The 22,341-nt window shown below is 71.7% G+C and carries 24 protein-coding genes; 13 read left to right on the top strand and 11 right to left on the bottom strand.

Annotation, left to right across the window (positions count from 1 at the left end; translation table 11 throughout):
• Positions 1-582 precede the first annotated feature (582 nt).
• Positions 583-1,407 carry a C40 family peptidase gene (locus ACIRB4_RS01610; protein ID WP_403287801.1) on the top strand — a complete coding sequence of 275 codons (825 nt, stop codon included), beginning with the start codon at positions 583-585 and terminating at the stop codon, positions 1,405-1,407.
• A 100-nt stretch (positions 1,408-1,507) separates the two neighbouring features.
• On the opposite strand, the gene ACIRB4_RS01605 is transcribed toward ACIRB4_RS01610, so the two are convergent.
• Entirely contained in the window at positions 1,508-2,380 is an 873-nt protein-coding gene (locus tag ACIRB4_RS01605) for an NAD(P)-dependent oxidoreductase (protein ID WP_403287799.1), read from the bottom strand.
• Positions 2,381-2,455: 75 nt separating this feature from the next.
• Between ACIRB4_RS01605 and ACIRB4_RS01600 the strand changes: the two genes are divergently transcribed.
• Positions 2,456-3,460 (top strand): helix-turn-helix domain-containing protein, encoded by a 1,005-nt coding sequence (locus ACIRB4_RS01600; RefSeq protein ID WP_403287798.1) that lies wholly within the window; start codon positions 2,456-2,458, stop codon positions 3,458-3,460.
• Here the strand turns inward: ACIRB4_RS01600 and ACIRB4_RS01595 are convergent.
• Positions 3,426-4,778, bottom strand: a complete 1,353-nt coding sequence (locus ACIRB4_RS01595; protein WP_403288638.1) for a geranylgeranyl reductase family protein — start codon at positions 4,776-4,778, stop codon at positions 3,426-3,428. The genes ACIRB4_RS01600 and ACIRB4_RS01595 overlap by 35 nt on opposite strands.
• 78 nt (positions 4,779-4,856) lie before the next feature.
• On the opposite strand from ACIRB4_RS01595, the gene ACIRB4_RS01590 reads away from it, so the two are divergent.
• The gene (locus ACIRB4_RS01590; protein WP_403287797.1) at positions 4,857-5,609 is read left to right on the top strand and encodes a peptidase inhibitor family I36 protein; all 753 of its coding nucleotides are present in this window, start codon (positions 4,857-4,859) and stop codon (positions 5,607-5,609) included.
• A complete protein-coding gene (locus ACIRB4_RS01585; RefSeq protein ID WP_403287796.1) occupies positions 5,606-7,006 on the top strand; it encodes a phosphodiester glycosidase family protein in 1,401 nt (466 codons plus the stop codon). The genes ACIRB4_RS01590 and ACIRB4_RS01585 overlap by 4 nt, the downstream gene beginning before the upstream one ends.
• A 10-nt stretch (positions 7,007-7,016) precedes the next feature.
• Here ACIRB4_RS01585 and ACIRB4_RS01580 read toward each other — a convergent pair whose 3' ends face one another.
• The 4 genes from ACIRB4_RS01580 to ACIRB4_RS01565 form a co-directional block, all read right to left on the bottom strand.
• The gene (locus ACIRB4_RS01580; protein ID WP_403287795.1) at positions 7,017-7,709 is read right to left on the bottom strand and encodes a demethylmenaquinone methyltransferase; all 693 of its coding nucleotides are present in this window, start codon (positions 7,707-7,709) and stop codon (positions 7,017-7,019) included.
• A gap of 127 nt (positions 7,710-7,836) precedes the next feature.
• Positions 7,837-8,490, bottom strand: a complete 654-nt coding sequence (locus ACIRB4_RS01575) for a hypothetical protein (RefSeq protein ID WP_403287794.1) — start codon at positions 8,488-8,490, stop codon at positions 7,837-7,839.
• A gap of 7 nt (positions 8,491-8,497) precedes the next feature.
• Positions 8,498-9,697 carry a cyclic dehypoxanthinyl futalosine synthase gene (gene mqnC / locus ACIRB4_RS01570; RefSeq protein ID WP_403287793.1) on the bottom strand — a complete coding sequence of 400 codons (1,200 nt, stop codon included), beginning with the start codon at positions 9,695-9,697 and terminating at the stop codon, positions 8,498-8,500.
• Between the two features lie 58 nt (positions 9,698-9,755).
• The gene (locus tag ACIRB4_RS01565) at positions 9,756-11,858 is read right to left on the bottom strand and encodes a protein kinase (protein ID WP_403287792.1); all 2,103 of its coding nucleotides are present in this window, start codon (positions 11,856-11,858) and stop codon (positions 9,756-9,758) included.
• Between the two features lie 141 nt (positions 11,859-11,999).
• Here ACIRB4_RS01565 and ACIRB4_RS01560 point away from each other — a divergent pair, with 141 nt between their 5' ends.
• Positions 12,000-13,061: an alpha/beta hydrolase gene (locus ACIRB4_RS01560; protein ID WP_403287791.1), complete on the top strand. Its 1,062-nt coding sequence runs from the start codon at positions 12,000-12,002 to the stop codon at positions 13,059-13,061.
• 25 nt (positions 13,062-13,086) lie between these two features.
• Here ACIRB4_RS01560 and ACIRB4_RS01555 read toward each other — a convergent pair whose 3' ends face one another.
• Positions 13,087-13,956: a menaquinone biosynthetic enzyme MqnA/MqnD family protein gene (locus ACIRB4_RS01555; RefSeq protein ID WP_403287790.1), complete on the bottom strand. Its 870-nt coding sequence runs from the start codon at positions 13,954-13,956 to the stop codon at positions 13,087-13,089.
• Between the two features lie 269 nt (positions 13,957-14,225).
• On the opposite strand from ACIRB4_RS01555, the gene ACIRB4_RS01550 reads away from it, so the two are divergent.
• From ACIRB4_RS01550 to ACIRB4_RS01535, 4 genes are all read left to right on the top strand, one after another.
• Entirely contained in the window at positions 14,226-14,429 is a 204-nt protein-coding gene (locus ACIRB4_RS01550) for a cold-shock protein (protein WP_008738468.1), read from the top strand.
• Between the two features lie 104 nt (positions 14,430-14,533).
• A complete protein-coding gene (locus tag ACIRB4_RS01545) occupies positions 14,534-14,938 on the top strand; it encodes a DUF1992 domain-containing protein (protein ID WP_403287789.1) in 405 nt (134 codons plus the stop codon).
• Positions 14,939-15,002: 64 nt separating this feature from the next.
• The gene (locus ACIRB4_RS01540) at positions 15,003-15,890 is read left to right on the top strand and encodes an aldo/keto reductase (protein ID WP_403287788.1); all 888 of its coding nucleotides are present in this window, start codon (positions 15,003-15,005) and stop codon (positions 15,888-15,890) included.
• Between the two features lie 5 nt (positions 15,891-15,895).
• Positions 15,896-16,402 (top strand): DinB family protein, encoded by a 507-nt coding sequence (locus tag ACIRB4_RS01535; RefSeq protein ID WP_403287787.1) that lies wholly within the window; start codon positions 15,896-15,898, stop codon positions 16,400-16,402.
• Positions 16,403-16,427: 25 nt separating this feature from the next.
• Here ACIRB4_RS01535 and ACIRB4_RS01530 read toward each other — a convergent pair whose 3' ends face one another.
• Complete coding sequence (locus tag ACIRB4_RS01530; RefSeq protein WP_403287786.1) at positions 16,428-16,880, bottom strand: ATP-binding protein; 453 nt, start codon at positions 16,878-16,880, stop codon at positions 16,428-16,430.
• 91 nt (positions 16,881-16,971) lie between these two features.
• On the opposite strand from ACIRB4_RS01530, the gene ACIRB4_RS01525 reads away from it, so the two are divergent.
• Genes ACIRB4_RS01525 through ACIRB4_RS01515 form a run of 3 tightly spaced genes read left to right on the top strand, consistent with a single transcriptional unit; the run spans position 16,972 to position 18,739 of the window.
• Positions 16,972-17,835 (top strand): Scr1 family TA system antitoxin-like transcriptional regulator, encoded by an 864-nt coding sequence (locus ACIRB4_RS01525; protein ID WP_403287785.1) that lies wholly within the window; start codon positions 16,972-16,974, stop codon positions 17,833-17,835.
• Positions 17,832-18,077 (top strand): DUF397 domain-containing protein, encoded by a 246-nt coding sequence (locus tag ACIRB4_RS01520; protein WP_403287784.1) that lies wholly within the window; start codon positions 17,832-17,834, stop codon positions 18,075-18,077. Before ACIRB4_RS01525 ends, ACIRB4_RS01520 begins: the two co-directional genes overlap by 4 nt.
• On the top strand, positions 18,074-18,739 hold the full coding sequence (locus ACIRB4_RS01515; RefSeq protein WP_403287782.1) for an HAD family hydrolase: 666 nt from the start codon (positions 18,074-18,076) through the stop codon (positions 18,737-18,739). Before ACIRB4_RS01520 ends, ACIRB4_RS01515 begins: the two co-directional genes overlap by 4 nt.
• Here the strand turns inward: ACIRB4_RS01515 and ACIRB4_RS01510 are convergent.
• The 3 genes from ACIRB4_RS01510 to ACIRB4_RS01500 all read right to left on the bottom strand — a co-directional run bounded on the left by ACIRB4_RS01510 (position 18,712) and on the right by ACIRB4_RS01500 (position 20,978).
• Complete coding sequence (locus tag ACIRB4_RS01510) at positions 18,712-19,986, bottom strand: serine hydrolase domain-containing protein (protein ID WP_403287781.1); 1,275 nt, start codon at positions 19,984-19,986, stop codon at positions 18,712-18,714. The genes ACIRB4_RS01515 and ACIRB4_RS01510 overlap by 28 nt on opposite strands.
• Before the next feature lie 141 nt (positions 19,987-20,127).
• The gene (locus tag ACIRB4_RS01505) at positions 20,128-20,529 is read right to left on the bottom strand and encodes a Zn-ribbon domain-containing OB-fold protein (RefSeq protein WP_403287780.1); all 402 of its coding nucleotides are present in this window, start codon (positions 20,527-20,529) and stop codon (positions 20,128-20,130) included.
• A complete protein-coding gene (locus ACIRB4_RS01500) occupies positions 20,526-20,978 on the bottom strand; it encodes a DoxX family protein (protein WP_403287779.1) in 453 nt (150 codons plus the stop codon). Before ACIRB4_RS01500 ends, ACIRB4_RS01505 begins: the two co-directional genes overlap by 4 nt.
• 157 nt (positions 20,979-21,135) lie before the next feature.
• Here ACIRB4_RS01500 and ACIRB4_RS01495 point away from each other — a divergent pair, with 157 nt between their 5' ends.
• Complete coding sequence (locus ACIRB4_RS01495; RefSeq protein WP_403287778.1) at positions 21,136-22,311, top strand: flavin-containing monooxygenase; 1,176 nt, start codon at positions 21,136-21,138, stop codon at positions 22,309-22,311.
• Positions 22,312-22,341: the final 30 nt, after the last annotated feature.

Here is a 22,341-nt window from a genome sequence, read left to right as displayed (position 1 = left end):
CATCCTATGCCTGTCGCTCTGTGATCTGCGACACGGGGTACGCCAAGGACTTTGTGATCTCCACCACGAGGCGAACGATCATGAATTCGGATGAACGGTGATCTTCATACGAGAAGTAGCCAAGTGAGCACGAGCCGTGACATCGGAGGGGGTTCTCCCTGGTCGGAGCCGCCTTGCCCTATCAAACGATGGTGACTACAGGCAAATTCGCGGCGGACTCGCACGGGTGATAGAGGGCTCACCCCACCCGGCCGAGGGGTCCCGAGGAGCGAAGTGGACGCGCGGGGACGGCCCCCGAGGGTCCCGGGAGGCCCGGGAGTTGGCCGCTTGTGACCTGCGTCACGATCCAAACGCTCCGTCAACTGCGGGGCTTGGCCAACCGCGTGAAGAGGTGGTAAGCGCCGGTCAATTCGGACCTTTCGCGGAAAACCCGTGATCAAGGCCCTGATGAGGGGTGCCCGAATTGCCCGTTACGGCGTCAATAAGAGGGCCACGGCGGCGGATTGGGTGGTTCCGGTCGTAACTGTGGCGCAACACACGTTTCTTGATGGGAACCGTGAACCCCTGATAGCGGTTGTACTCATGTCCCACACCGCTCACATACCCAGCCACCGGAAGCCCCGCCGCAGCGCTTCCAAGCTCGCGCTCCGTGCCGGAGTTGCCGGTGGCGTCCTCAGCACCATCGCGGTGGCCGGTGCTGCCGGGCCGGCGAATGCCGAGCCGGTGACCGAGACCATCGAGATGCCCACCCTGGGCGCGCTCGACGCCGAACTGGCGAGCGCCGTCTCCGCCTCGGCCGAGGCGTCCCAGCAGGAGGCCCTCGACCTGAGCCTGCGGGCCCAGGAGGAGGCCGCCCACAAGAAGGCCGCCCAGGAGGCCAAGAAGGCCAAGGACGAGGCCGACCGCAAGGCCGAGGCCGAGCGCGCGGAGAAGGCCCGCGAGGAGGCCCGCGAGCGTGCCTCCCGCACCGCCGAGCGCACCACGCTCTCCGCGTCCGCCTCCTCGGACTCCTCCGGCAGCCGCTCGTACAGCGCCGACACCCAGGTCGCCTCCGGCTCCGCCGCCGCGATCGTCGCCTTCGCCCGCGCCCAGGTCGGCGACGCCTACGTCTCCGGCGGTACCGGCCCCAACTCCTGGGACTGCTCCGGTCTCGTCCAGGCCTCGTACCGCCAGGCCGGCATCGACCTGCCCCGGGTCTCCAGCTCGCAGTCGAGCATGGGCACCTCCGTCTCGCTGAGCAACCTCCAGCCGGGCGACATCCTGTACTGGGGCAGCCGCAGCGGCTCGTACCACGTGGCCATCTACGTGGGCGGCGGCATGTACGTCGGCGCGCAGAACCCGTCGACCGGTGTGGTCGAGCGGTCGCTGGACTGGGACACCCCGTCCGGCGCCGTGCGCATCCTCTGATCCCGCTCTCGACCCCGCTCTCGATTCCCGCGCTTCAGCGGTGAAGGGCCGTCACTCCTCAGGGGAGCGACGGCCCTTCGGTATGTCCGTCCGTGGGAGATTACTTCCGGAATGCCTCGATGAGCCGGGCGTAGCTGTCCCCGCCGTGCCCGGCCTCGACCGCGCCGCGCATCAGCTCCAGGTGCAGCCGGGGCAGCCGCCCGTCGACGCCCCGCGCCTCCCCCGCGTGCAGCAGATGCCCGATCGCCGCCACCTGGACGTCGATGGTGGCGTCCTCGCCGGGGTACACGCCCGCGTCGATCTGCTCCGCGTACCCGCTCATGAACCAGGAGACGGTCCCCAGCCAGCGGGTGGCGACCGCCGTGAAGTCGCGGGCCGTCACCCCGTCGGCGCCCGCCAGGGCCGTGGCGTGCAGCCAGCCGCCGAACACCGACCACATGAGCCCGAGCAGTCCGGCGTCGTAGAGCGAGGCGAGCCCGGCGTCCGCGCCGAGGTCGACGGGGTCGCCGAGCACCTTCAGGGTCGGCCGGTGGGCGGCGAGGAGCTCGGGCTCGCCCGCGTACAGGATCATGTTGGCGCTGTCGCCGATCCCCGGTGGGGTCGTCATGATCCCGCCGTCCAGATAGCCGACGCCGTGGCCGGCCGCCCACTCCGCCTCCGCACGGGCCTGCTCGGGAGAGCCGGTGGTGAGGTTGACGAGGGTCTTGCCACGGAGGGCTCCGGCCACCGGGTCGAGCAGCTCGCGTACGGCGGCGTAGTCGAGGACGCAGACCACGACGAGGCCGCTCGCGGCGACCGCCTCCGCAACGGTGGCGGCGCGGGTGGCGCCCTTGTCGGCCAGGGCGTCGGCCTTGGCCTGCGTACGGTTCCAGACGGTGGTGGGGTGCCCTGCGGCGAGGAAGGCGTCGGCGAGGGCGGAGCCCATCTGTCCGAGGCCGATGACGGTGACGTTCGGCTTGTTCATGGGCTCCACGCTCGCAGCGGCGGAATCCGGCCGACAGTGGCAGGACTGACGGCCTCCGCACCATTCCCGCCATAGGCTCGCGGCATGACCGCCGGAACCGTGGCCCTCGCCGTCGTCCCCGACCACCGCGTCGGCGTGACCCTGTGGGAGCTGTACGAACTCTCCATCGCCGCCACGGTCTTCGGCATCCCGCACCCCGACCTCGCCGACCCGTGGTACGACCTGCGGCTGTGCGGGCCGGGCGGGGAGAGCGGGCCCGGCGGGCTCCTCTCGCTCCGTGCGACACACGGCCTCGAAGGGCTCGTCGGCGCGGACACGGTCATCGTGCCGTCCGTCCCGGACGCGGTCGTGGAGGACGGCGAGGAGGTCCCCGCCGAGCTGGTGGAGGCGCTGCGCGCGGCCGCCGCGGCCGGCGCGCGGATGGTCTCCCTGTGCACCGGCGCCTTCGCCCTCGCCGCCGCCGGTCTGCTCGACGGCCGCCGCGCCACCGCCCACTGGCAGCACACCGGCCAGCTCGCCGCCCGCCACCCCGAGGTGATCGTGGACGACTCGGTCCTCTACACGGACGAGGGCTCGGTGTTGACGAGCGCCGGGGCCACCGCCGCGCTCGACCTCTGTCTGCATCTCGTACGCAAGGACCTCGGCGCGACCGTCGCCGGGCAGCTCGCCCGCCGCCTCGTCGTCCCGGCCCACCGCACCGGCGGGCAGGCCCAGTTCATCGAGGCGCCGCTCCCGCCGAGCGACGCCGACAGCCTGGGGCCCGTACTGCAGTGGGCGAGCGAGCACCTGGCCGAGCCGCTGACCGTGGAGGGTCTTGCGCGGCGGGCCCGGATGAGCCCCCGCACCTTCCACCGGCGCGTACAGGAGGCGTACGGAACCACCCCGCTGCAGTGGCTGCTCCAGCAACGGGTGGCGCGTGCCCAGACGCTCCTGGAGTCGACCGACCTGCCCGTGGAGCAGATCGGCGACCGCAGCGGCCTGGGCACGGCGGCGAACCTCCGGCGGCACTTCCTGCGGACGGTCGGGGTCTCGCCGAGCGACTACCGCCGGGCGTTCAGGCCTTCGGGGCCACCTTCGAGAGGCCGTTGATGATGCGGTCCATCGCGTCGCCGCCCGTCGGGTCGGTGAGGTTGGCCAGCATCTTCAGCGTGAACTTCATCAGGACCGGGTGGGTCAGGCCCCGCTGCGTCGCGATCTTCATGATCTTCGGGTTGCCGATGATCTTCACGAAGGCGCGGCCCAGGGTGTAGTACCCGCCGTAGGTGTCCTTGAGGATCTTCGGGTAGTTGTGCAGCGCCAGCTCGCGCTGGGCCGGGGTGGCCCGGGCGTGGGCCTGGACGATGACGTCGGCCGCGATCTGGCCCGATTCCATGGCGTACGCGATGCCCTCGCCGTTGAACGGGTTGACCAGGCCGCCCGCGTCACCGACGAGCAGCAGGCCCTTGGTGTAGTGCGGCTGGCGGTTGAAGGCCATCGGCAGGGCGGCACCGCGGATCGGCGTCGTCATGTTCTCCGGGGTGAAGCCCCAGTCCTCCGGCATGGAGGCGCACCACGCCTTGAGGACCTCGCGCCAGTCCAGCTCCTTGAAGGCGGAGGAGGAGTTGAGGATGCCGAGGCCGACGTTGGAGGTGCCGTCGCCCATGCCGAAGATCCAGCCGTAGCCGGGCAGCAGCCGGTCCTGCGGGCCGCGCCGGTCCCACAGCTCCAGCCAGGACTCCAGATAGTCGTCGTCGTGCCGGGGGCTGGTGAAGTACGTGCGTACGGCCACGCCCATCGGCCGGTCCTCGCGCCGGTGCAGCCCCATGGCGAGGGAGAGCCGGGTGGAGTTGCCGTCGGCGGCGACGACGAGCGGCGCGTGGAAGGTGACCTCGCGCTTCTCCTCGCCGAGCTTGGCGTGCACGCCGGTGATCCGGCCGGTGCGGTCGTCGATGACCGGCGCACCGACGTTGCACCGCTCGTACAGCCGGGCGCCGGCCTTCTGCGCCTGCCGGGCGAGCTGCTCGTCGAAGTCGTCCCGCTTGCGGACCAGTCCGTAGTCCGGGTACGAGGCGAGGTCCGGCCAGTCGAGCTGCAGCCGCGAGCCGCCGCCGATGATCCGCAGGCCCTTGTTGCGCAGCCAGCCGGCCTCTTCGGAGATGTCGATGCCCATGGCGACGAGCTGCTTGGTGGCGCGCGGGGTCAGCCCGTCGCCGCAGACCTTCTCGCGGGGGAACGCGGTCTTCTCCAGGAGCAGGACGTCGAGTCCGGCCTTGGCCAGGTAGTACGCGGTCGTCGATCCGGCCGGGCCTGCCCCGACGACGATCACGTCTGCGCTGTGCTCGGAGAGGGGCTGCTCGGTCACGGCGGGGTCTCCCGAAGACTCGACGGTGCGTACCGGACGGCACGGATCAGGACAGGGGCAGTCTATGGGGCCCGTCCCGGACCGTCCGGAGGGCCACCCTTCGTAGGGAGATGCGCAGGAGATGCGTAGGAGATCATCGGGCGCGTGACCATCACTCGTACATCCGTCCGGCGCGGTTCGCTGATCACAGCGGTCCTCGCCCTCCTCTGCTCGGCGTTTCTCGTCCTGCCCGCGAACGCCGACCCGCTCCCCTTCGACGACTGCCCGGCGAACACCCTGTGCCTCTACTCCGGCACCGGCGGCACCGGTGAGCGCGAGGACTTCACCGACCGGGAGAACCGGGAGACCTACGACGCGGCCTGGGACGACAAGACCCTCTCCGCCAAGAACAACACCGCCCTGTGGGCCTGTGTGTACGTCGAGGCGCGGTACGGCGGCAAGCTCCAGACCATCAAGCCGGGCAACGACGACGAGTACGCGACCGACCCGTCCTTCAACGGCGCCATCAGCTCGCACAAGCTGGTGCCTTCCCGCGCCCACTGCTTCACCGGCTACGAGCGCTGTCCGGACAACCGGGTCTGCACCTTCACGCAGGAGCGCGGCCGCGGCGCGATGTCCGCGCACCTGCCCGCGACCGACCCGGTCACCGGGAACTACGGCAACAGCTACGGCACCGAGGCCGCGCCCAAGTCGGTCTTCAACCGCACCCGGAAGCACGTCTGCTTCTACCCCGAGCCCGGCTACACCGGGACCTGGACCACCGACCCCACCGACCCAGCCGAGCGGACGTACGGCGCGTTCGTCGTCCTGCGGGGCGACAGCACCACCGTGCCCAAGCCGTACACCGGCACCTTCCGCTCGCACGAGCTCGTCAACGGAACCTCGGAGTGCCAGTGACCAGGACCTACCGCCCGCTCGCGGCACTCGCCGCCGCGGCCGCCGCTCTCACCCTGACCACCTCGGCCACCGCCGCCCCCACCGTCGACGAGCCGAAGAGCCCGCTGGGCCTCAACTGGACCCAGGGCACCCCGGTCGCCGTCGCCGCCGGCGTCACCCACACCACCTGGACCGAGACCACCCTCGACAACAGGGCCAAGGCACGGATCCTCCAGGTCGTCGAGATCGACCCGGCCGTCTCGGCGGTCACCCTGGAGAGCATCGTCGGCACGAGCGATGCCGCCCGCGAGACGGTCGCCGCCCAGCTCTCCGGGGTCTCCTCCGTCGCCGACCGTCACCCGTACGCGGGCACCAACGGCGGCCTGTTCCAGCGGGAACCCACTCCGATACGCGGCGAGGAGAACGCGGTGCACACCAGCGTCTCCGCCACCGACGGCGTGCTGCACAGCTCCAGTTGCTGGAGCGGGGGGAAGGGCAGCTCGGGCGCGGTGATCCAGTACGGCATCCCGTACGTCACCAAGCTCCGTACGGAGCTGAGCCTGACCGCGCCGTCCGGCGAGACCGTACGGCTCGACGACATCAACCGAGCGCCCGGCCGCGCCCCGCACTGCGCGCGAGACGAGCGGGACGCGCGGGTGAGCACGACTCCCCCGGTGTACACCGACCCCGACGAGATCATCGCCTTCACGGACGACTACGGCCGTCCCGTCCCGGGGGTGGGCACCGACCCGAGCGTCGAGGCCACCAAGGACCAGGGCTTCGAGGTCGTCGTCGACGCGCACGGCGTGGTCACCGAGGCCCGGGAGGGCCGCGGCGGCACCACCGTCCCGGTCGGCGGCCGCGTCCTCCAGGGCATCGGCACCGGCGCCGACTGGCTCCGCGCCCACCTGGTCCGCGACGACAAGATCACGGTCGGCCAGAAGCTCCACGACGTCACCCTCGGCCGGGAGATCCCGCTGGACGCGTCCGTCGACGTCGTGAGCTCCTTCCACGAGCTGCTGCGCCATGGCCAGATCCCCACGGCGCTGCCCAACTCGTGCAGCGGTAGTGGTACGGAGAAGGGCACGGACGGCACGAACCTGATCTGCACCGACTCGCGCACCGCCCTCGGCACCAACGTCCGCGGCAACCCGGTGCTGATCACCCTCACCGGCCAGGACAACGAGGACGGCGAATACCTGGGCGCCTTCGCCGCGCTCCTGGACTCCCAGGAGCTCGCCCTGGTCGATGTGCTCAACCTCGACGGCGGCGGCTCGACGACGCTGATGACGGGCACGGTGGTCCGTACCCCGCCGACGAACCTGGACGAGGCATCGGCGGACGGCGTGAAGGTCCACCGGCAGGTGGGCGACGCGGTCTACGCGGGCGTCGGCGGCTACGGCATGTACGCGAAGTAACCCCCGGCGGTCAGGCCTTGAACCCCCGGTGCAGGGCGACGATCCCGCCGGTCAGGTTCCGCCAGGCGACCTTGGACCAGCCGGCCTTCCCGAGCATTCCCGCGAGGGTCGGCTGGTCCGGCCAGGACTGGATGGACTCGGCGAGGTAGACGTACGCGTCCGGGTTGGAGGAGACCGCGCGGGCCACGGAGGGCAGGGCGCGCATCAGGTACTCCTCGTAGACCGTGCGGAACGGCGCCCAGGTGGGGTGCGAGAACTCGCAGATCACCACCCGGCCGCCGGGCTTCGTCACCCGGTACAGCTCGCGCAGCGCCGCCTCGGTGTCCTGGATGTTGCGCAGGCCGAAGGAGATCGTCACCGCGTCGAAGACGTCGTCGCGGAACGGCAGTCGCATGCCGTCGCCGGCGGTGAAGGGCATCCAGGGGTGCCGCTTCTTGCCGACCTGGAGCATGCCGAGGGAGAAGTCGCAGGGCACGACGTACGCCCCGGCCCGGGCGAACGGCTGCGAGGAGGTCGCCGTCCCGGCGGCCAGGTCCAGGATCCGCTGGGCGGGCCGGGCGTCGACCGCCTTGGCGACCTCCTTGCGCCAGCGCCGGTCCTGCCCCAGCGAGAGCACGTCGTTGGTCAGGTCGTAGTTCGCCGCCACGTCGTCGAACATCGAGGCGACTTCGTGCGGCTGCTTGTCCAGGGATGCTCGGGTCACTGGCGTTCGGCCTCGCAGAATCGGGGTACGGGCGGGCGCGCCCATTGTCTCAGGCGGACGGCACGACCCACGTGCGGGGCATGCCGGTGCGGCGGGCGGGCAGGGGCACCGGGGAGCGCGGGTGCTGTCAGCGGGCGCGGTAGAGCAGGCGCCCGCCGAGTACGGTCGCGACGCAGGTGGACGCCCCCCGGGCCACGAGGCCGGCCTCGTCCGCGACGTCGAAGACCGCGAGGTCGGCGAGGCCGCCCACGGTCAGCGGTCCGTGCGCGGTGCCGGGCAGGTCGTGCCCCTCGACGAAGGGGTCGAGGTCGGGCCCGTCCCCGACGGGCGGGGCGAGCACGTGCGCCTTCGGCACCTCCCGCAGTCCCGCCCGCGCCACGGCCTGCCGTACCTCCGACGGCCCGGGGCCGAGGCCGACGTGGGTGGTGCCGTGCGCCAGCATCCGCTGGATGCCGCGCCGTACGCTGCCCGCCATCCGGGCCGTGTCGGGTGCGAGCGCGGCGAACGCCGGTCCCGAGAGCGGTGCGGTGCCCAGCTCGTCGGCCTCGCGGGGATCGGGGTGGTACACCCGGGTCAGCAACCACAGCCCGTGCCACTGGCGCAGCCCCGGCGTCAGGACGCCCGGCCAGCGGCGTACCCGCGCGTCGGGACGGTCCGCCGCCACCTCCTCGTACGGGCCGATCGCGGCGATCTCCGTGCCCCGCACGACGACGGCGCCGCCCGGCACGGGCTCCTGCCCGCCGCCGGGCAGGACCAGGTCCGCCGCGTGGATCGTCAGCACGAACGCGTCAGTTGGCGTTCAGGAGCTTCAGCTCCGGGTGCGCCGTGCCGCCTTCGAGCGCCGTGGAGGAGATGTGCGAGACGACGCGCTCGTCGACCGGGTCGTTCGCCGGGTCGTCGTGGACGAGGAGGTGCTCGTACGTCGTCGCGCGCTGCGCCGGGACCCGGCCCGCCTTGCGGATCAGGTCGATGATCTCCATGCGGTTCGAACGGTGCTTGGCACCGGCCGAGGAGACGACGTTCTCCTCCAGCATGATCGAGCCCAGGTCGTCCGCGCCGTAGTGCAGCGACAGCTGGCCGGCCTCCTTGCCGACGGTCAGCCAGGAGCCCTGGATGTGGGCGATGTTGTCCATGAAGAGCCGCGCGACCGCGATCATCCGCAGGTACTCGAAGATCGTCGCCTGCGTACGGCCCTTGAGGTGGTTGTTCTCGGGCTGGTACGTGTACGGGATGAAGGCCCGGAAGCCGCCCGTCCGGTCCTGTACGTCACGGATCATCCGCAGGTGCTCGATCCGCTCGGCGTTCGTCTCGCCGGTGCCCATGAGCATCGTGGACGTGGACTCGACGCCCAGGCCGTGGGCGATCTCCATGATCTCCAGCCACCGCTCGCCGCTCTCCTTGAGCGGGGCGATCGCCTTGCGCGGCCGGGCCGGCAGCAGCTCGGCGCCCGCGCCGGCGAAGGAGTCGAGGCCGGCCGCGTGGATGCGCTGGATGGCCTCCTCGACCGACACCTTGGAGATCCGGGCCATGTGCTCGACCTCGGACGCGCCGAGGGAGTGGATGACCAGCTCCGGGAACTCCTTCTTGATGGCGGAGAAGTGCTGCTCGTAGTACTCGACGCCGTAGTCCGGGTGGTGCCCGCCCTGGAACATGATCTGCGTGCCGCCGAGCTCCACGGTCTCCGCGCAGCGGCGCAGGATGTCGTCGAGGTCGCGGGTCCAGCCCTTGGCGGTGTCCTTCGGTGGGGCGTAGAACGCGCAGAACTTGCACGCCGTGACGCACACGTTGGTGTAGTTGATGTTCCGCTCGATGATGTACGTCGCGATGTGCTCCGTACCGGCGTACCGGCGACGACGTACGGCGTCGGCGGCCGAGCCGAGCGCGTGCAGCGGCGCCGAGCGGTACAGGTCGAGCGCCTCCTCGGGGGTGATCCGGCCACCCTCGGCGGCGCGGTCGAGGACGGACTGAAGGTCGGCCTTCTCGGTCACCGGGTGAGTCCCTTCGGAGGGTTGCTGAGCAGACCGAACCAGCGTACGCCAGCGTTTCTCAGGACTTCCGCAGGGTGCCGGTCGGGCGGCCGGCGGCCTCCTCGTGGGAGCGGTAGGCGAGGGTGCCGTCGGCCGTGAGGGTGAGGGTGAAGGAGGAGGTGCCGCCGGTGCAGAGGCCGGCGGTGCCGGGGCGCTCGGGGTCGGTGCGGTCGGCGATGCGGAGTTCGCGGGCGGTGGCGGAGGTGAGCCTGCCGATGCCGTGGCACTTCACGGTGGTGCCGAGCACGCTGATGACGTGGCTGGTGCGGACGACGTCCTCGCCGGTCCTGCCCTTGCCGATGACGGCGGTGAAGTCGCCGTGCGGGGAGCCGTTGCGCTCGGTGGTGGGGCCGGTCCAGGTGCCGAGGAAGGCGGGGGGCACGGAGCCGGCGGGAGCGGTGGCGGCGGGCGGGCTCGCGCTGGGCGTCTTCCCGGTCTTGTCGGCGTTGGCGTCGGTGCGGCCGCCGGGCATGAGGTCGAAGAGGTACGCGGCGCCGAGGGTGACGCCGACGAGCGCGGCGGTGACGGTGATGGCGGCGGTGCACCCGACCCGCCGCCCGGCGGCGAGGGAGAAGGAGAGCTTCCGCCCGGCGGGCGGGGCGGGGTGACGGGGTGCCGTGGCCGTCGCCGCCTCGGCCATGGGGCCGGCGCCTGCGCCGGGGAGGGGCGCGGGCGGGAGTCCGTGGCTGCCCGGGCCGGACGCTTCGGCGCCGCCTGGCACGGCCGGCGCGGCAGCGTCGCGGGGCGCGGGCAGCGTGCCCGGGGGGCCGCCTGGCACGGCCGGCGCGGCAGCGTCGCGGGGGCCGGGGCCCGTGGCCGCCAGGGCCGCCGGGCCGGTGGCGGAGAGGTCCCGGGGGCTGGGGGACGCGCTCGGGAGCCCGGGGCCGGGGGCGGCCGCGGCGGGCCAAAGGCCGGGGGTCGGCTCCACCGGCGGGCCGAAGCCCGCCACCGGCGCCACGGAAGGCGCGGTGAACGGCACCGGTCCGGAGGCGTACGGATCATCCGCGCGGGCGTCGACCGCGTCGGAAGGCGGAGCCACAGGGCCCGAGAGGTACCCGTCCGCAGACGGCCCCGCCGCACCCGAACCCACCGCCTCCGGAGACGGCGCCGCAGCGCCCGGCCCGGCGCCCGAAAGGCCCCCGCCGGCAGACGGCCCCGCCGCACCCGAACCCACCCCGTCCGCAGCCGGCCCCGCAGCGCCCGCGCGATCCCCGTCCTTGGACGGACCGTCCGCGTCCAGTTCCAGGAGGCGGATCGCCGTGCGGCTGACCTCCTCCACCAGCGGGGCCGGCAGCCAGCCGGTCGTCATCAGGGACGCCGCGCCCGTCGGGGCCAGGCGGGTCGCGACGGCGGCCGGGGTCGGGCGGGAAGCGGGGTCCTTGGACAGGCAGGCCGTCACCAGCTCCCGTAGCTCCCCCACATCGCCCAGCTCCGGCTCCTCGTGGACGACCTTGTAGAGGAGCGCGGCCGAGGTGTCGCCGCGGAAGGGCGGGGTTCCGGTCGCCGCGTACGCGAGGACCGCGCCGAGCGAGAAGACGTCGGCGGCGGCCGTGGCGTCCCGGCCGAGGACCTGCTCGGGCGCCATGTAGCCGGGCGAGCCGATGGACGCGCCGGTCGCGGTGAGGGACGCCGTCCCCTCGATGGCGCGCGCGCTGCCGAAGTCGATGAGCCGGGGCCCGTCGAGGGTGAGCAGCACGTTCGACGGCTTCACGTCACGGTGGACGAGCCCCAGCGCGTGGACGCCCGCCAGCGCCTCGGCGAGTCCGGCGCCCAGGGCCCGTACCGCCGTCTCGGGCAGCGGGCCGATCCGCGCCACGGCCCGGTCGAGCGTCGGACCGGCGACGTAACCGGTCGCCACCCACGGCACGGCCGCCTCCGGGTCGGCGTCCAGGACGGGCGCGGTCCACCGCCCGCCGACCCTCCGCGCGGCCTCCACCTCGCGCCGGAACCGCGCCCTGAACTGCTCGTCGAGCGCGAAGTGCGGGTGGACGATCTTCACGGCCACGGTCCGGCCGCCCTCGTTGCGGGCGAGGTACACGCGCCCCATGCCGCCGGAGCCGAGCCGGCCGAGGATGCGGTAGCCGCCGATGGTCCTCGGTTCCCCTGCTTCGAGCGGCTGCATGTCTTCCCTTCTAGCAGCGCGGAGCGCTTCGTGGGCCGGATCACGACGATTCGGAACGGTACCGAGTCAACCGATCCCCTCTCCCGCCCCTCCTTCCTTCCGTAATCACCCGTCGTGTCCCGAAGCACCCGGAGCCCCACCATGAAACGCCTGCCGACGCGTCCGCCGAAGCGCCTGCCCAGGTTCGTCGCCGCCGCCCTCGCCCTCGGTTCCGCGGCCGCTCTGGTCACCGGCTGTTCCGACGAGGGCGCGCCGCTCACCTTCGACACCCCGAGGGCCACGGCCACGGCCGACAAGCCGGAGCGGCCCCCGAAGCAGACCAAGCGCGCGAGCGGCCCGGAAACGCTGCTCCCCACCGGTCCGGCGGCGAGTTTCACCACCGCCAACACCCTTGAGGACGGCACCAAGATCGGTGTCACCACGCTCGCGGGTGCGAAGTCCGGGTTCACCGGCAAGGTGTGGGTGTGGGCGCCGAAGCAGTATTTCGACCCGAAGTACGCCGACAGCGGCTTCCCGGTGCTCATCGCCCTGCCGGGCGGAAAGGGCTATCCGACGAATTACTGGATGGGTACGGACCTCAAACTCCAGTCGAGCATCAGCCGGTGGTCGGAGGAGGGGAGGAGTCTTCCGTTCATCGTCGTGATGCCCGTGCTCAATCCGGACGACAAGTACTACTACGACGGCAGTGATATCCCGGGCCAGCCGAGGATCGGCACCTGGCTGACCGAGGACGTGCCGGATTTCGTGCGCGCCAATTTCCGTACCTTCACGTCCCGTGACGGCTGGGCCTTCATGGGTTCGTCCTCGGGCGGCTTCGTCGGGCTGAAGTCCGTTCTCCAGCACCCGGACAAGTTCAAGGCCGTGATCGCGTCCGGGCCGGACACCGTCCCCGACTCGCCGCTGTGGGCCGGGCACGAGGCCGAGCGGCAGGCGAACAATCCGGAGAAGCTCGCCAAGGCGCTCGGCGCGAAGCCGGACACCAAGGCCAACGCGACGTATCTCGCGTTCCAGATCGGCACCAAGGAATCCGGCATGGCCCGGCTCAAGGCGTTCATGAAGAACTACACCAAGGGCCCGGTGAAGACCCGCCTCCAGGTCATCCAGGGCGGCGGGCACAACGCCAAGACGTATATGCAGGGCATGGAGGAAGGCTCGATCGCCTGGATCAGCCAGCACATGCAGGGGCCGGTCCCCGCACCGTAGGGGCGAGCCCTACGGGCCGGACTCCCTAGCGGGCGGCGCCGAGCAGTTCCACCCGTACGTCCGCCGGGAAGCCGGTCGTCGGGCCGGTCCGGCGGGCGAACGCGCGGACGCCCGCCAGCTGCTCCGGCCCGAAGCGGAAGTCCAGCGTCCGGAAGTACCGCTCCAGGAGCTCCGCGTCGAAGGACTCCCAGCGGGCCGCCTGCTCGGCGACCTTCGCGACCTCGACCAGCGACAGATCACGCGAGGCGAGGAAGGCCTCGTGCACCTCGCGGACCGTCTCCGGCTCACGGGCGAGATAGTCCTTGCGCACCGCCCACACCGCGAAGACGAACGGAAGGCCCGTCCACTCCTTCCACATCAGCCCCAGGTCGTGGACCTGGAGACCGAGCCGGGGGGCGTCGTGCAGCGAGGCCCGCAGGGCGGCGTCGCCGATCAGGACGGCGGCGTCCGCCTCCTGCATCATCAGCCCCAGGTCGGGCGGGCACGTGTAGTAGTCGGGCTGGACGCCGTACTGCTCGGCGAGCAGCAGCTGCGCCAGGCGTACGGAGGTGCGGGAGGTGGAACCGAGCGCGACCCGCGCCCCGTCCAGGTGCTCCAGCGGACGCTGGGAGACGATCACGCAGGACATCACGGGACCGTCGCACCCCACGGCGATGTCCGGCAGCGCGACGAGATCGTCGGCGTTGCGGAGGTACTCGACGAGCGTGACGGGGCCGATGTCGAGGTCGCCGCGCACCAGCCGCTCGCTGAGCTTCTCCGGGGTGTCCTTCGTCAGGTCCAGATCGAGAAGCGTTCCCGTGCGGGCCAGGCCCCAGTAGAGGGGCAGGCAGTTCAGGAACTGGATGTGTCCGACGCGGGGCCGGCTGCGCTGGTGGTCGTCGTTGGCTCTGTCCACAACGCGAGGCTAGCCCCGTCTCGTACGGTGGACATCGCCGGGGGCGGGGCCTCGGCGCGTCAGCGCATGGGGAGCGTTTCAAACATGCGAGTGACGTGATCTTTCCCTCTAGTGCGTGACGCACCCTGCGTGCTACGCTCGTCGCAAGTTGCAGTTTGGTTTCCCTTGCAGTACAGAGCCTGCGGAGCATGTGACCCGCAGGCTTTTGTAGTTTTCAGACTTCTTTGCAGGTTCTGGAGCAGGGCAACCCTTTGGCCCAAGGAGGGCTTATGGCTACCGGAACCGTCAAGTGGTTCAACGCTGAAAAGGGCTTCGGCTTCATCGCCCAGGACGGCGGCGGCCCGGATGTCTTCGTCCACTACTCCGCGATCAACGCGTCTGGTTTCCGCTCCCTCGAGGAGAACCAGCTCGTGAACTTCGACGTCACGCAGGGTCCGAAGGGCCCGCAGGCGGAGAACGTCACCCCGGCCTAAGTTGCCCGGGTCGGCGGTAATCGCGCACGGCTAGAGAAGTACCCAAGGAGTCCCGCTCCGCGCCTTCGGGCACGAGCGGGGCTCCTGCCTTTTACGCTGGACGTATGACCGAACGCAAACCGCCCGGCGTCAGCTTCGAGTCATTCGTGGACAAGCAGATCCGCGAGGCGGAGGAACGGGGCGAGTTCCAGCGGCTGGCCGGCTTCGGACGGCCCCTCGACGACGACCGCGCTCCCTATGACGAGCTGTGGTGGATCAAGGGAAAGCTCCACCGCGAGGGCGCGTCCGTCCTGCCGCCCTCTCTCGCCCTCCGCAAGGAGGCCGAGGACGCCAAGGAGGCGATCGGCCGGGCCGTCTCGGAGTCCCAGGTCCGCCGCATCGTCAACGAGATCAACAAGAAGATCACCGAGGCGCTGAAGCGCCCGCCTACGGGGCCGCCGCTGCACCTGAAGCCGTTCGACGTCGAGGCCACGGCCGAGGAGTGGCGGGCGGGACGCCGGGACCGGTGACCGGCCCCGGTTCGGATCGCGGGTTGTTCGCCCTTGTGTGCGAGCAGCCCGCACGATCTCGTTCATGACGACAACCAGCGACACGCGATTCCTTCTCGGCGGCGATCTCCCGGTGGCCCGGATGGGCTTCGGCGCCATGCGGCTCCCCGCCCGGGGATGGGAAGGCCCCGCGAACGACCCGGAGACGGCGGTGAAGGTGCTGCGGCGCGCCGTCGATCTCGGCGTGAACCACATCGACACCGCGTGGTTCTACTTCCACGAGGACATCGCCGCCAACGACCTGATCCGCAAGGCGCTCCACCCCTACGCCGACGACCTGGTGATCGCGGCCAAGGTCGGCCCGGGGCGGAACCCGGACGGCAGCTGGATGGACCCTGCCGACGCGCGCAGGCTCCGGGAGGACGTCCACCGCTCGCTGCGCGAGCTGGGCCGGGACCATCTGGACCTGGTCTATCTGCGGCTGCTGCCGTCCCAGCTGGCCGCGAACCCGATGGCCGAGCTGTTCGGCGCGCTCGCCGAGCTGCGCGACGAGGGCCTGATACGGCACCTCGGCATCAGCAACGTGACCACCGCCCATCTCGACGAGGCCCTGCGGATCGCGCCGGTCGCCGCCGTGCAGAACATGTACGCGGTCGCCCACCGCCCCGAGCCGGCGGTCCTCGACGTCTGCACCGAGCGGGGGATCGCCTACGTGCCGTTCTTCTCCCTCGACCCGCTCGGCCGCCCGGAGCCCGTCGACACGCTCGCCCGGATCGCCGCACGGCACGACGCCTCCACCGCCCAGGTGAAACTGGCCTGGCTCCTGGCCCAGTCCCCGGCCGTTCTGCCCATCCCCGGCACCTCATCGGTGGCCCACTTGGAGGAGAACATCGCGGCGGCCGGCCTCCGCCTCGACGACGAGGCCCTGGCCGAGCTGAACGCGCTGACCGATGACCCGATCGACGAGGAGTGACCGACATGAAGAGTGCCGACCTGCTGCTGGATCTGTTCGCACGCGTCCAGGACGCGGTACACGGGGCCGTCGAGGGTCTGTCGGAGGAGGAGCTCGCGGTCCGGGTCGACGAGGAGGCCAACTCGATCGCCTGGCTCGTCTGGCACCTGACCCGCATCCAGGACGACCACATCGCCGGAGCCTTCGGCACCGAGCAGCTGTGGACCGCCGGCGACTGGTCGTCCCGCTTCGGCCTCCCCTTCCCGAAGAACGCGACCGGCTACGGCCACTCCAGCAAGCAGGTCGGCCAGGTCCGCGCCCCGGCGGAGCTGCTGCTCGGCTACTACGACGCCGTGCACGAGCGCTCCCTCGAACACCTCGCCTCGGTGACCAACGCGGACCTGGACCGGATCGTCGACGACTCCTGGGACCCGCCGGTCACCCTGGGCGTCCGCCTCGTGAGCGTGATCTCGGAGGAGAACCAGCACGCGGGCCAGGCGGCGTACGTACGAGGGCTGGTGGAGCGGCGGTAGCCCGAAGCTCCGGGCCTGGTGACGGTCAGACCGACCTGCCCGGAGCGGCCCGCTCGGCATCGTGCCGGGCGGGCCGAGGAGGGGAGAGCGGGAGCGTGGCCCAGACCGTCTTGCCGACGCAGCGGGCCTTGACGCCCCACGCGGTGGCGAGGGCCGAGACCAGCAGCAGTCCGTAGCCACCCTCGTCCGGTACGGAGACGGGCTCGGGCTCCCGCTCGCCCCGGGCGTCGGAGACCTCGACGCGGAGGTGGTCGGCGGCCAGCGCGAGGCGCACCTCGAAGTCGCGGCCGGGGACGCGGCCGTGGGTGACCGCGTTGTTGGCGAACTCGGCGACGACCAGTTCCGCCGCCTCGGTGGCGGTCACGCCCCAGTCGTGGAGCTGCCGCACGGCGAGGAGACGGGCGAGGCGGGCGCCACGGCGGGTGGCCGAGAGACGCTGCGCGAACTCACCGGTTGGAGTGGAGATTTCGGACTTCATGAGGTCGAGCCTGGCGTCCCGGCCGTACGCTGACCAGCGACGACGGCACGACGCTGAGTAGTGGTACGAGCACGCCCAGAAGGCGGTACGGATGTCGGGGAACCGGGAGGAACGGCCGGAACGGCCGTCCGAAGTCGACGGAACGGCGCACCTGTTCAGTGCGCTCGGAAAGATCATCAAGGTCCTGCGGAGAAACGCGGGCCTGAGCCAGGCGGAACTCGCCGAGGCCACGCACTGTAGCGAGGACCTGGTCTCGTCGGTCGAGCGCGGGGTACGCACGCCTCAACCGGACTTCCTCCTCCGGACGGACCGGGCGCTGGGTGCGGGGGGCGTGCTGACGGCGGCGGTGGACGACGTACGGGAGGCACTGGCGCGGGCGAGGACGCGGCACCCGGACTGGTTCCGTGACTTCGCGAAGGCGGAGGCGGAGGCGGTGGCGTTGCACTATTACGAGGTGCAGGCCGTGCCGGGCATTCTGCAGACGGAGGCGTACGCGCGATCGCTCTTCGCTCGCCGCCGTCCCATGCTGGACGAGGAGACGGTCGAGAAGCGGGTGGCCGACCGGCTGGCGCGGCAGGTCATCCTCGACAAGTGGCCTGCGCCGACCATGAGTTTCGTCCTGGAGGCGGCAGTGCTGCTGCGACCGTTCGGCGGCCCGGAGGTCCACCGGGAGCAGTTGCGCCGCATCCGAGAGGTGGCCATGCGCCGGACGATCGACCTCCAGGTGATGCCACAAGATCAGTACGAGCACCCCTACCTGGGAGGCGCGTTCACCCTTCTCACGCCGAGAGGGCGTCGGGAGGTCGCGTACACCGAGATTTACGGGCACGCTCGGCTGATCACCGATCCGGAAGAGACGCGTACCTACGCCGAGCGCTATGGGATCATCCGGGCGCAGGCACTCACGCAACAGGAGTCCCTGGCCTGGATCGAGAAACTGCTGGGAGAGCGATGAACACCACCGAACTGGCCTGGTTCAAGAGCAGCTACAGCGACTCCGAGGGCGGCAACTGCATCGAAGTCGCCTACCACTGGCGCAAGTCCAGCTACAGCAGCGCCGAAGGCGGCAACTGCGTCGAGGTCGCCGCCCACCCCACCACCATCCACGTCCGCGACTCCAAGAACCCCCACGGCCCCCAGCTCGCCGTCGCCCCCTCCGCCTGGGCGGCGTTCGTGGCCGTGGCATCCGCTGCGTGACCGGTAGGAACTTCGTACTCTTCGACGTCGACGGCACCCTCATGGACGCCGTCGACAACCAGCGCCGCGTCTGGCACACCTGGGCCGCGCGGTACGGGCTCGACGGGGACGAGGTGTACGCCGTCGCGCGGCGCACTCGGCCCGTCGAGACGTTCGCCGCCGTCGTGCCGGAGCGCGATCCGGCCGAGTGCCTCGCGCTTCTCCACGAGCTGGAGGACGCGGACGTACGGACGGGCTCGTACGCGGCCTTCGGCGGGGCGGCGGAGTTGCTCGCCGCCCTTCCGGTCGGCCGGTGGGCGCTGGTGACGTCGAACTACGAGCACCGGGTGCGGGGCCGTTTCGAGCGGACCGGGCTGCCGCTCCCCCACCTCGTCGTGGACGCGGCGGCCGTCGCCGAGGGCAAGCCGTCCCCGGCTCCGTACCTGCTGGCCGCCGAGAAGCTGGGCGCGGACCCGGCCGACTGTCTGGTGATCGAGGACGCGCCCTCCGGCGTCCGCTCGGGTCTCGATGCCGGGATGACGGTGTGGACGGTGAACACGCCCCTCCCGGCCGAGGGCTCGCACCGGCACTTCACGACGCTGTCCGACGCGGCGCCCGCCATCCTGGCCTTCGCCGGGTCGGCATCGGAGGCGGCCTACGGGGTGGCGACCGCGCCGTCGTAGACGTTGCCCGGTGTGGCGACCGCTGTGATCGCCCGGGCCAGGAGCGTGGACGGCTCCTGGCCCTGGCTCTCGGCATCCGTGTTGATCATGATGACGAGGGTGGCCTTCTGTGAGGGCAGATAGACGGTGACGGTCTCGTAGCCCGGGATCGAGCCGTTGTGCCCGAGCCATCCGTTGGTCTGGAAGATGCCGAGGCCGTAGGTGGTGCCGGGGGAGCCGGTCGGCAGTGTCTTGAGGCGCTCTGCCTGGATCTCGGGGTTGAGCAGCTCCCCGGTGGCGAGGATCTTGGCCCAGCGGTGCAGGTCCTGCAGATTGGAGATCATCGCCCCGGCCGCCGACGCCCAGCTCGGGTTCCAGTCCGTGGCGTCCGCGACCGCACCGCTGCGGGTCCGGTCGGTGTAGCCACGCACGCGCGGCTCGGGGAACTCGGCGCCCTCCGGGAAGAGCGTGTGGCGCAGCTGGGCCGGGCCGAGCACGCGCTTGCCGATGTAGTCGGCGAGCTTGGTCCCGCTGACCTTCTCGATCACCAGGCCGAGCAGGACGAGGTTGGTGTCGGAGTACTGGAACCGCTTGCCGGGTGCGAAGGCGTTCGGGTGCTTGAAGCCGTACGCGAGCGATTCCCACGGGGTGAAGGTGCGCCGGGGGTCGCTCAGCAGGTCGCGGAGGAAGTCCGGGTCGGAGGTGTACGGGAACAGTCCGCTGCGCATTTCGGCGAGGTGGCGGAGCGTGATCCGGTGGCCGTTCGGCACGCCCAGGATGTACTTCGCGATCGGGTCGTCGAGGCGGACGCGGCGCTCGTCCACGAGCTTGAGGAGCGCGGTGACCGTGAAGGTCTTGGTCTCGCTGCCGATCCGGACGAAGGTGTCGGCGAACATCGGCTTGCGGGTGGCGGTGTCGGCGACGCCGGACGCGCGGACGTAGCACCCCTTGTTCGGCATCCACAGCCCGACGACCGCGCCGGGGATCTTCGCCTGCCGGCGGACGTCCTCGATCGTCTTGTCGAGCCGGGCCATCAGCTCGGCGCTGAACCCGTCCCGGTGGCAGTCGTCGTGGTCGTACCAGTCGGCGGTCGTGGCGGGCGGGGGTGTCGCGGCGAGCGGGGTGGGTGGCGCGGTCGTGGCCTGCGGGGCGGGTGGGGGTGTCGCGGCGTGGACGGGCGTGGCGGGGGCCGCCGTCATCGGCGTCAGCACGGCCGCCGCGAGCAGTGCTGCGGCGAGCGGTCGGCGGTGGGGGCTACGTCGTCGCACGGCGGGGTTGCCTTTCCAGGTCACGGGCGCGGAGGCGGCATGACCACGGGTACCCGTCGCGGAGGCGTCCGCCCGGCGCGTTCCGGCGAGTCCACTCGTTCGGAGCCGCGCGGACGACCGGCCGGCTCTGCGGCGAGCGGGTCACCGTCGTCGCGGTGTGAAGACCGGGATCCGGAATTCGCCCTCCGCGCGGAACGTGACCTCCAGGTCCATCCCGATCCGGAGCTCCCCCTCCGCGCAGTCCACGACCTCGGTCATCATGCGCGGGCCCTCCGCCAGGTCCACCACCGCCGCCACGTAGGGGACCCGTTCGCCGAACGGCGCGAGGTCGTTCCGGTGGACGACCGACCAGGTGTAGAGCGTGGCGCGGCCGCTCGCCCGCTCCCAGCGCACGTCGTCGCTCCAGCAGCGCGGGCAGAACTCGCGGGGGTAGTGGTGCGCCCGGCCGCAGGCGGCGCACCTCCTCAGCAGCAGGCGGCCCTGGGCGGCCGCGTCCCAGTAGGCGCGGGTGAAGGCGTCGACGTCCGGGGTGGCGGCAGTCATCCGAAGAGTCCGATCGCGTGGTCGAGGGACCAGGTCTGCCAGGACATGGCGAAGAGGGCGACCAGCGAGATCAGCGCCATCATCGCGTTCTGCCCCTGCTCGGCCCAGTCGTGGATCATCAGGACGAGGTAGAGCAGATTGAGGAGCAGGCCGCCGGCCAGCGCCACGGGCGTGAGGAAACCGGCGACCAGGCCGAGGCCGAGGGCGAGTTCGGCGTGGACGACGACGTACGCCATCAGCTTCGGGCGCGGGGCGACGACCCTGTCGAAGCCCGTCCGCACGGCCCGCCAGCGGTGGGCGGCCGCCACGTCCGCCGCCCAGGCGATGCCCGTGCCGCGCTCGAACCAGCCCTTCCTGTCCTTGTGGCGCCAGCTCTCCAGCCACCACAGGCCGAGGCCGATCCGGAGGACGGCGAGCCATTCCGCGCCGGTGAGCCAGATGGTCTGCATTTCTGCCGGACTCCTCCCCGACGACATAACTGACGGTACGTCAGTTCAGCCGACTTCACACGGCCCGCGCAAGCCCCTTGCACGCGTGACCATTTCGCAACCGAACCCCCTCTTGACCGAGACCCAACAAGTGAGCACGTCATTACGCTCAGCAGTCATGGACCACACCCCCCACGCCCGACCCGCCCATCCCGTGTACGTCATCGGGGGCGGCCCCGGCGGGCTCGCCGTCGCCGCCGCCCTGCGCCGGCGGGGCGTGCGGGCCGTCGTCCTGGAGCGGTCGGACGCCGTCGGGGCGTCATGGCGCTCCCACTACGACCGGCTGCGGCTGCACACCACCCGCCGGCTGTCCGCGCTCCCGGGTCTCTCGATACCCCGCTCCTTCGGCCGGTGGGTCGCCCGCGCGGACGTCGTGCGGTACCTGGAGAAGTACGCCGAGTTCCATGACCTGGAGATCGTGACGGGCGTCGAGGTCTCCCGCGTCGAGCGCGCCGAGGACGGCGAGAGCTGGCTCCTGCACGCCACCGGCGGACGCCGGCTCACCGGCGCGGCCGTCGTCGTGGCCACCGGCTACAACCACAGCCCGCGCCTGCCCGACTGGCCGGGCCTCCCCTCGTACGCCGGGGAGTTCGCGCACGCGAGCGCGTACCGCGACCCCTCGCCCTACGCGGGCCGGGACGTGCTCGTCGTCGGCGCCGGGAACACCGGCACCGAGATCGCGGCCGACCTCGCCGAGGGCGGGGCGGGGCGGGTGCGGCTCGCGGTGCGCACGGTGCCGCACATCGTCCGCCGCTCCACGGTGGGCTGGCCCGCGCAGCGCACGGGCATCCTGGTGCGCCGGCTGCCGGTGCGCCTGGTGGACCGGGCGTGCGCGCTGGTTGCCCGGATCTCCGTACCGGACCTGTCGGAGCACGGCCTTCCGCGCCCGGACACGGGGCTGTACTCCCGGGTGCGCGAGGGGGCGATCCCGGTGCAGGACGTGGGCCTGATCGACGCCGTACGCGCCGGGAAGGTGGAGGTGGTCGCCGCGGTGGAGTCCTTCGAGGGGGACAAGGTCGTGCTCGCGGACGGGTCCCGGATCGGCCCGGACGCCGTGATCGCCGCGACGGGGTACCGCCGGGCCCTGGAACCCCTCGTCGGCCACCTGGGCGTGCTCGACGACCGGGGGCTGCCGATGACGCACGGCGGCCGGACATCGCGCCAGGCGCCGGGGCTCCACTTCACCGGGTTCACCAATCCCATCAGCGGGATGCTGCGGGAGATGGCGATCGACGCGGAGAAGATCGCCCGGACCATCGCCCGCCGGGCCGCGAAGCCGTCCGCGAGGCCTTGAGCGACGCGGGCACGGCCACGGTCGGCGCCC

The sequence above is a fragment of the Streptomyces sp. NPDC093600 genome (assembly GCF_044764755.1).
In the GTDB taxonomy this organism is placed as follows: Bacteria; Actinomycetota; Actinomycetes; order Streptomycetales; family Streptomycetaceae; genus Streptomyces.
Note: the sequence above shows the minus strand (reverse complement) of the source record. Positions and strands in the feature narration are given on the sequence as shown.